An 8,564-nucleotide genomic window follows, 5' to 3' on the forward strand; every position below is an offset into this window, starting at 1 on the left:
ACCTTCATCTTGGCCATGTCGACGCCGGTCGGGCATTCCCGGCGGCAGCCCTTGCAGGAGACGCAGAGGTCGAGCGTGGCCTTCATGTCGTCGGACGTGAAGGCGTCCGGCCCGAGCTGGCCCGAGATGGCGAGCCGGAGGGAGTTGGCCCGGCCTCTGGTGACGTGCTGCTCGTCGCCCGTCACCATGTATGACGGGCACATCACGCCGGAGCTCTTCCGGCACGTGCCGTTGTTGTTGCACATCTCGACCGCCTGGCCGAACCCGCCCCATTCCGACCAGTCGAGCGCCGGCTGCCTCGGTGCCGCGGCCGCATAGCCGGGCGCAAACCGCATCAGGCTGCGGTCGTCCATGCGGAGAGGGCGGACGATCTTGCCGGGGTTGAGCAGGCCGGCCGGATCGAACCCGTCCTTCACCTCCTCGAACGCGGCGACCAGCTGCCGGCCGAACATGCGCTCGTGGAATTCCGAGCGCGAGATGCCGTCACCGTGCTCGCCGGAATGCGACCCCTCGAAGCGCCGCACCAGCTCGCAGGCCTCCTCGGCGATGGCCCGCATGGTGCTGGCGCCCGCCTCGTCCTTCATGTTCAGGATCGGACGGACATGGAGGCAGCCGACGGAGGCGTGAGCATACCAGGTGCCCCGCGTGCCGTGCCGGCTGAACAGCTCGGTGATGGCGCTCGTATACGCGGCCAGGTGCTCCAGCGGCACCGCGCAATCCTCGATAAAGGAGATCGGCTTTCCGTCGCCCTTCATCGACATCATGATGTTGAGGCAGGCCTCCCGGACGTCCCAGACTGAGCGCTGCCGCGGCGGCTCGACCACCTCCACGACCGCGTCCGGGAAGCCGTGATCGCCCATGGCGGCGTCGAGCCGGCGCAGGTCGGCCCGGAGCCCGGCGAGGTCGTCCCCGGCGAACTCGACCAGCAGGAGGCAGTTCGGCCGCCCCCGCGTGATGTCCGCCAGCGTGCGGCGGAACATCGGGATGTCGGCGCCGAGGACCAGCACGTTCTCGTCCACGAGCTCCACGGCCACCGGCCCGAGCGCGACGAGGTGGCGCGTGGTCTCCATGGCCGACCGGAAGGACGGGAAGTGGCACACGCCCATGACGCGATGGGTCGGCAGCGGCGTCAGTTTCAGCGTGACGGCCGTCGAAAGGGCGAGCGTGCCTTCGGAGCCGACCAGGAGGTGGGCGAGGTTCGGCTGCTCCGGCAGCAGCGCGTCGAGGTTGTAGCCGCCGACCCGGCGCTGCACCTTGGGGAAGCGCCGCTCGATCTCGAGCCGTTCACGCTGGGCCAGCGCCACCATGCGGTCGGCCAGGATCCCGGCATCCCGTGATCCTGTGATCCCGGGATCATTGCCCCCCCGGAGGCCGAGCCGGACGGTCTCGCCACCGGGCAGCAGCGCCTCAATGCCGAGCACGTTGTCGACCATCTTGCCGTAGCGGATGGAGCGCGCGCCGCAGGAATTGTTGGCCGTCATGCCGCCGATGGTGCAGCGGCTCGCGGTCGAGGGCTCGACGGGGAAGAACAATCCGTCCCGCCGGAGCCGGCCGTTGAGCCGTTCCAGCACGAGGCCCGGCTGCACCGTGGCCGTCAGGTTCTCCGCATCGAGGTGGCTGATCGCGTTCAGGTGGCGGGAGAAGTCGATCACCAGCCCCGGCCCGACCGTCTGCCCGTTCTGCGAGGTGCCGCCCCCTCGGGCCACCACGGAGATGCCGGCGTCCCGGGCGATCCCGAGCGTCGCCTCCACATCTCCAATTGTCTTCGGGAAGACCACGCCGGCCGGCATGATCTGGTAGATCGACGCGTCGGTCGCGTAGCGGCCGCGGGTGAAGGCGTCGAAGCGCACCTCGCCCTCGAGGTCGCGGACGAGGCGCCGCTCCAGCGCCATGTCGCGGGATAGGGTCACGCGCGGGAGCCTCCCTGTCGGGGCGAGGCGGGACGTGACGTGCCACCGCCCGGACCACGGGTCGGGGGACTTGGTTCATGAACCCCGAGATTGACCATGATGCCGCGATACCCGATCACAGCGTGTAGCGAAACGCGAGCGGCCGAACGGCCTGAGGAGCACGCCCGTGAGCTATCAAGCCGGCCGCCACTTCCTGCAGATCCCTGGCCCGTCCAACACGCCCCTGCCGGTCCTGGCCGCCATCGCCAAGCCCACCATCGACCATCGCGGGCCGGAATTCGGGAAGCTCGGCCGCGAGGTGCTCGCCGGCATCAGGACCATCTTCAAGACCGAGAAGCCCGTGGTGATCTACCCGGCCTCCGGCACCGGCGCCTGGGAAGCCGCGCTGCTCAACACGCTCTCGCCGGGCGACCGGGTGATCATGTTCGAGACCGGCTGGTTCTCGACCCTGTGGAGCCGCATGGCCAAGAAACTCGGCATCGAGGCGGAGGTGATCCCGGGTGACTGGCGGCACGGCGTCGACGCGGAGGCGATCGGCGCCCGGCTCGCCGAGGACAAGGGCCGCACCATCAAGGCCGTGTGCGTGGTCCACAACGAGACCTCGACGGGCGTCGCTTCCAGGATCCCGGCGGTGCGCCGTGCGATCGACCAGGCCGGGCATCCGGCGCTGCTGATCGTGGACACGATCTCCTCGCTCGCCTCGATCGACTACCGGCACGACGAATGGGGCGTGGACGTCACCGTGGGGGGCTCGCAGAAGGGCCTGATGCTGCCCCCGGGCCTGTCCTTCAACGCCGTGTCCGACAAGGCCCGGGCCGCCGCCAGGACCGCCAGGCTGCCCCGCTCCTTCTTCGACTGGGAGGAGATGCTGGCCATCAACGACAAGGGCTTCTTTCCCTACACGCCCTCGACCAACCTGCTGCAGGGCCTCAAGGTCGCGATCGACATGCTGCACGAGGAGGGGCTCGACAACGTCTTCGCCCGGCACGACCGCGCCGCGGAGGCGACGCGGCGCTGCGTGCGGCATTGGGGCTTCGACATCCAATGCGCGGACCCGGCCGAGTATTCCTCCGTGCTGACCGCGGTGCGGCTGCCGGAGGGCCACTCGGCGGACGCGCTGCGGGCCGAGATCCTGGAGCGCTCCAACATGTCGTTGGGCAACGGGCTCGGTCCGCTCGCCGACCGGGTGTTCCGCATCGGGCACCTGGGCGATTTCCATGACCTCATGGTCACGGGCGTGCTGACCGGCGTGGAGATGGGCTTGCGGGCCCGCGGCATCCCGCACCGCTCGGGCGGCGTGTCGGCCGCGATGGATTTCCTGGGCGGCAATGCGGGCGCCATGGCCGCCGCGGCCGAGTAGAAGCCGGCCGGCACCCGGCTCCGAACCATCGAGGTGCGGCCGACGTCTCGACCCGGACCTCCCTGCCGTGAGATCGGGCGGGGCCCGGCTTGAACGGGCCGGAGGGACGACCATGACAGAGCACGAGGGCGAGGATGCCTGGCTGGTGACGCCGGGCGCCTACTTGGCCTCGCGCCCGGCCGAGTTCGCGATTCCGGCGCCGCGCTCCCGCTACCTCGTCATGCGGGACGGCTGCCGCCTGGCAGTGGACGTGTACCTGCCGGCGCAGCGGGACGAGGGCGGCCCGAAACCGGCCGAACGCCTCCCGGCCATTCTGATCCTGACCCCCTATTACCGCCGCTTTCGGATGCGCGACGGGGCGGAGGGCGAGCCCTCGCCCAACGCCGGCAAGTATCGCGACGCGTTCGTGCCGCGCGGCTATGCCCTGGTTGTCGTCGATACCCGCGGCACGGGTGCGAGTTTCGGCACCCGCGATTCCTTCCGGTCCCCGCGCGAGCGCGAAGACTCGCGCGAAGTCGCGGATTGGATCGTCAGCCAGCCCTGGTCGGACGGCCGCATCGGGGCGACCGGGGTGTCGTATCTCGGGGCCGGGGCGGACTTCCTGGCTGCGACGGGCCACCCGGCCGTGAAGGCGATCGCGCCGCTCTTCTCCGTCTGGGACACCTATGCGGACAATTACTATCCTGGCGGCATCCTGCTGACCGGGCTGACGCGGGTGTACGACGAGCTGATGGTGGCGCTGGACCACGACCGTCGCGACCTCCTGAAATCCTTCTCCTACTTCGCCAACCCCGATTTCGAGGGGCCGCAGCCCGTGGACGACGACCCGGAGGGCGTGCTCGTCCGGGAGGCCGTGGCCGAGCATCGCGGCAATTTCCGCCAGACCGACTTCATGGCCGAGTTCCGGTTCCGGGACGACGCGCTGCCCTACGATCCGGATTTCACCTCGGCGAGTTTCAGTCCCTATTCGGTCGCGGCCGGCATCCGGCCCGAGGTCGCCGTCTACTCGGTCTCGGGCTGGCGCGACGGCGCCGGCTACGCCAATGGCGCCATCGCCCGGCACCTGACGCTCGCCAACAACCCGCGCCACCTCCTGCTCGGCCCCTGGGATCACGGCGCCCGCATCGACGTGTCGCCTTGGCGACAGGCGGTGGAGCCGCGCTTTCCCCTGCTGGGCGAGATCCTGCGCTTCTTCGACCACTACCTCCTGGGGCGGCCGACCGGTCTCAACCGCGAGGCGCCGATCCACCTCTTCGCGCTGCATGCGGAGCGCTGGCGCGCGGCGCAGACCTGGCCGCCGGCCGAGGGCGGCCGCAGGCTGTCCCTTGCGGCCGGCGGACAGCTCCGGGACGACGAAGCCCGGTCCGCGCCGGCCCCGGACGGGCCGAGCGAGCAGATCCAGGTCGACTTCTCCTGGGGCAGCGGCACCGGCACCCGCTACGAGCGCATCGCCGGCATCGACTCGCGAGATTACTATCCGGATTGGGCCGACAGGGCCGCCCGCCTGGCGAGCTGGACCTCGGAGCCGCTGCCGGAGAGCCTCGAACTCACCGGCCACGCCCTGGTGGACCTGACGCTCGCCGCGAGCGAGCCGGACGCGGCCCTGTTCTGCTACCTCTCGGAGGTCGAGGCGGACGGGCAGGTCCGCTATGTCACCGAGGGGCTGCTGCGGGCCTTGCACCGGGCCGAGGCGCCGTGCCCGGACAGCTACCGGACGGCGTGGCCGTTTCGCACCTTTGCCCGCGGCGACGCGCAACCGCTCGTGCCCGGTCGGCGGGAGCGGATCCGGATCCCATGCCTCCCCGTGGCGTGGCGCTTCGCGGCGGGAAGCCGCATCAGGCTGTCGATCTCCGGGGCCGATGCCGACCATTGCGGGCAGGTGCCGCATGGCCGCCCGCCACGTCTGACGCTGGATCTCGGCCGCTGCCACGTGGACCTGCCGGTGCGGCCCGCCTGAGCCGCGGGCCTATTCGCCCCCCACCAGGTTCGACAGGACGAAGATCAGCACGAAGCCGGCCGCGGCCGCGAGCGCGGCGGATTGCTGGTAATGCCGCTCCTCGGCATCCGGCACGAGCTGGCTGACTGTCAGGTAGAACATGCCGCCCGCACCGGCCGCGAACAGGAAGCCGAGCGCCGGCTTCGGCATGTCCCGCAGCAGGAACCAGCCGGCCAGGGTGGAAACGAGCAGGGACAGGCCGATCAGGCCCGTCCAGCCGAGGATGCGCCGACGGTGCTTCGTCGCATCCGACTCCTCGCTCCGCATCAGCGTGCCGATGCTGAGCGCTTCGGCGACGTTGTCGATGACGATGGCGAGGGCAATCATGATGCCGATCCGGGAGTCGATCGCCGCGCCGATGCCGATGCTGAGCCCCTCGATCAGCTCCTCGGCGCTGGTGCCGCCGGCCAGCACCGCGGCGTCCGACGCGCGCGACGGGTGGCCGGAATGGAAGCGCCGGACGTCGCCGCACTGGTCCGCCTTGGGCCCTGCCATGCGGCCCCGATGCGTCCACAGGTCGAGGCCGTAAACGGCGCCCATGCCGGCCGCGAAGCCGCCCGCCGCGATCGGCACGGAGCCGAGCTCCAGCGCCTTCGGCATCATTTCAAGGCCGATGGTGGCCAGCAGCACGCCTGCCGCGAAGCCCAGCGCGAGGGACATGAACAGGGAGGTCGGCTGACGCCAGAGGGCGAGGACCCCGCCGATCGGCGAGGCGAGCGCCCCGGCCGCCGCCACTCCGCCCACGATCCAAATCTCGCCTGCCATCCCGCCACGCCTCCGGGTGCGGCGATCAACTCTGAACGGCGGCGAAAGGTCCGATCCGCCCGGGCCTTGCCGCACTCCGCCATGCGGCCCCTGAACGCAAAGAAGCCCGCCGGAGGGCGGGCTTCGATCAGTGTGTCCGCCGGTCAGGCCTGCGGTTGCGGCTCCAGGCCTCCGGGCGGCTCGCCGCGGGGGCGGGGGCCCCGGCCCGCGGAGGGAACCGGCGAGGGGCGGGGCGTCGGTGGCTCGTTGGAATCGCGCACCGGGGGGCGGCCCTCGATGAGGTCGCGGATCTCGGCGCCGGTCAGCGTCTCGTATTCGAGCAGCCCTTCGGCGATCGCCTCCAGATCGGCCCGCTTCTCCTCGAGGATCTTGCGGGCATCCGAGAGCCCGGCCTCGACAAGGCGGCGCACTTCCGAGTCGATCGTCTGCGCCGTCGCTTCCGACACGTTCTGGTGCCGGCTCACCTGCATGCCGAGGAACACCTCGTCGTTGTTCTCACCGTAGGCGACGGTGCCGAGCTCGGGCGAGAAGCCCCAGCGGGTCACCATCATACGGGCGAGGCGGGTGGCCTGGTCGATGTCCGACTGCGCGCCCGAGGTCACCTTCTCGGGCCCGAACGTCATTTCCTCGGCGATGCGGCCGCCCATCATGATGGCGAGGCGCGAGGTCATCTGCTCGAAGCTCATGGACAGCTTGTCGCGCTCCGGCAGCTGCATGACCATGCCGAGGGCGCGGCCGCGCGGAATGATGGTCGCCTTGTGGACCGGGTCCGTCGCCGGCACGTTCAGGGCGACCAGCGCGTGGCCGGCCTCATGGTAGGCCGTGAGCCGCTTCTCGTCGTCCGTCATGACGAGGGTGCGGCGCTCGGCGCCCATCATGACCTTGTCCTTGGCGTCCTCGAACTCGTGATGCGTGACGATGCGCTTGCCGCGCCGCGCCGCAAGCAGCGCCGCCTCGTTCACGAGGTTCATGAGGTCGGCGCCCGAGAAGCCCGGAGTGCCGCGCGCCACCGTGCGGAGGTCGACATCGGGGGCCAGCGGCACCTTGCGGACATGGACGCGCAGGATCTTCTCGCGGCCGACCACGTCCGGGTTGGGGACGACAATCTGGCGGTCGAAGCGGCCCGGCCGCAGCAGCGCGGGGTCGAGCACGTCCGGCCGGTTGGTGGCCGCGATGATGATCACGCCCTCGTTGGCCTCGAACCCGTCCATCTCCACAAGGAGCTGGTTGAGGGTCTGCTCGCGCTCGTCGTTGCCGCCGCCGAGACCCGCGCCACGATGGCGTCCGACCGCGTCGATCTCGTCGATGAAGATGATGCAGGGCGCATTCTTCTTGGCCTGCTCGAACATGTCGCGGACGCGGCTCGCGCCGACGCCGACGAACATCTCCACGAAGTCCGACCCCGAGATGGTGAAGAAGGGCACGTTCGCCTCGCCGGCGACGGCGCGGGCGATCAGCGTCTTGCCGGTGCCGGGCGGGCCGACCAGCAGGCAGCCGCGCGGAATGCGGCCGCCGAGGCGCTGGAATTTCTGCGGGTCGCGGAGGAATTCCACGATCTCGGTGAGGTCGTCCTTGGCCTCGTCGACGCCAGCCACGTCCTCGAAGGTCACGCGGCCATGCGCCTCGGTGAGGAGCTTCGCCTTGGACTTGCCGAAGCCCATGGCTCGCCCCGCCCCAGACTGCATCTGCCGGCTGAGGAAGATCCAGGCCCCGATGAAGACGATGATGGGCAGCCAGTTCACCAGCAGCGCGATGAACCAGGGCGTCGAATCGGAGGGCGGCCGCGCGTTGATCTGCACGCCCTTGGCGGCGAGCTTGGAAATCAGCTGCGGGTCGAACGGCGCGTAGGTCGTGAAGGTGCGGCCGTCCGAATAGGTGCCGGAGATCTCCTGGCCCGAGATCACCACGGTGGTGATGCGGCCGGTCTCGGCGTCGCTGAGGAGCTGGCTGTAGGCGATGTCGGACCCGCTGCCCCTCTGGCTGGGGTTCTGGAACAGCGTCACCAGCGCCAGGACGAGCAGGAAGATGATCACCCAGAGGGCGAAGTTGCGGAAATTCGGATTCATCTCGATCTGTCGATCCCGGCCGGAGCGAATGCCCCTCTGATCAGGGCCTTCCGGGTCCTGTTAACTTAGGTACCCGGCCCCTCATTGCCAAGGGAATGCGGCGGTCCGGCGGCGGGCAGGGTTACCGGCGCGGTCCGCCGCCCGCGCGAGCGCGCCGGCTCGGGCCGGATCGCCAGCATTCCCGCTCCGTCGAGGGCGAGCAGGCGTCCCGCGAGCGTCCGCCGAAGCGGCCGGCCGGCCCGGGAGGCAGCCACGAGCGCGTCCGCGCAGGCTTCCAGCCGGTCGAGCCGAATGGGCGCGTCCGGACCCAGCGCGGAGGCGAGGGCGCGGAGCACGATCTCTTGGGGGTGGGCGGCCAGGGCGCGCAGGTCGAGAGCCGTCCCGCGCCCCACGGCCGGGGCCAGTGCCCCGCCGGCAGCGGCCAGCGCGTCCGTGCTGAGGCGGTCCAGCGCCTCATCGGCCCGGCG

Annotated in this window: 5 protein-coding genes and 1 pseudogene; 2 read left to right on the top strand and 4 right to left on the bottom strand. The window is 70.6% G+C overall.

What is annotated here, in order from left to right; genetic code table 11:
* Positions 1 to 1,892, bottom strand: a 1,892-nt coding sequence (locus JWR86_RS13630) for an FAD-linked oxidase C-terminal domain-containing protein (RefSeq protein ID WP_299566535.1), incomplete at its 3' end; no start/stop codon positions are given.
* Between the two features lie 184 nt (positions 1,893 to 2,076).
* On the opposite strand from JWR86_RS13630, the gene JWR86_RS13635 reads away from it, so the two are divergent.
* Both JWR86_RS13635 and JWR86_RS13640 read left to right on the top strand, forming a co-directional pair.
* Positions 2,077 to 3,270, top strand: coding sequence for an aminotransferase class V-fold PLP-dependent enzyme (locus JWR86_RS13635; protein WP_299566527.1), 1,194 nt, complete (start codon positions 2,077 to 2,079; stop codon positions 3,268 to 3,270).
* A 112-nt stretch (positions 3,271 to 3,382) separates the two neighbouring features.
* Positions 3,383 to 5,227, top strand: coding sequence for a CocE/NonD family hydrolase (locus JWR86_RS13640; protein ID WP_299566529.1), 1,845 nt, complete (start codon positions 3,383 to 3,385; stop codon positions 5,225 to 5,227).
* A 9-nt stretch (positions 5,228 to 5,236) separates the two neighbouring features.
* Here JWR86_RS13640 and JWR86_RS13645 read toward each other — a convergent pair whose 3' ends face one another.
* The 3 genes and pseudogenes from JWR86_RS13645 to JWR86_RS13655 form a co-directional block, all read right to left on the bottom strand.
* Positions 5,237 to 6,031 carry a ZIP family metal transporter gene (locus JWR86_RS13645; protein ID WP_299566531.1) on the bottom strand — a complete coding sequence of 265 codons (795 nt, stop codon included), beginning with the start codon at positions 6,029 to 6,031 and terminating at the stop codon, positions 5,237 to 5,239.
* Positions 6,032 to 6,174: 143 nt separating this feature from the next.
* Positions 6,175 to 8,097: an ATP-dependent zinc metalloprotease FtsH gene (ftsH, locus tag JWR86_RS13650; RefSeq protein WP_299566533.1), complete on the bottom strand. Its 1,923-nt coding sequence runs from the start codon at positions 8,095 to 8,097 to the stop codon at positions 6,175 to 6,177.
* Positions 8,098 to 8,162: 65 nt separating this feature from the next.
* Positions 8,163 to 8,564 (bottom strand): annotated as a pseudogene (locus JWR86_RS13655) (tRNA(Ile)-lysidine synthetase); the annotation flags it as partial.

The sequence above is a fragment of the Enterovirga sp. genome, assembly GCF_028290205.1.
Classification (GTDB): domain Bacteria; phylum Pseudomonadota; class Alphaproteobacteria; order Rhizobiales; family Beijerinckiaceae; genus Enterovirga.

What these genes read in the sequence shown, in the direction of transcription:
- JWR86_RS13640 (WP_299566529.1), top strand. Translation starts at nt 3,383, where the DNA reads ATGACAGAGCACGAGGGCGAGGATGCCTGGCTGGTGACGCCGGGCGCC.
- JWR86_RS13645 (WP_299566531.1), bottom strand. Translation starts at nt 6,031, where the DNA reads ATGGCAGGCGAGATTTGGATCGTGGGCGGAGTGGCGGCGGCCGGGGCG.
- ftsH (WP_299566533.1), bottom strand. Translation starts at nt 8,097, where the DNA reads ATGAATCCGAATTTCCGCAACTTCGCCCTCTGGGTGATCATCTTCCTG.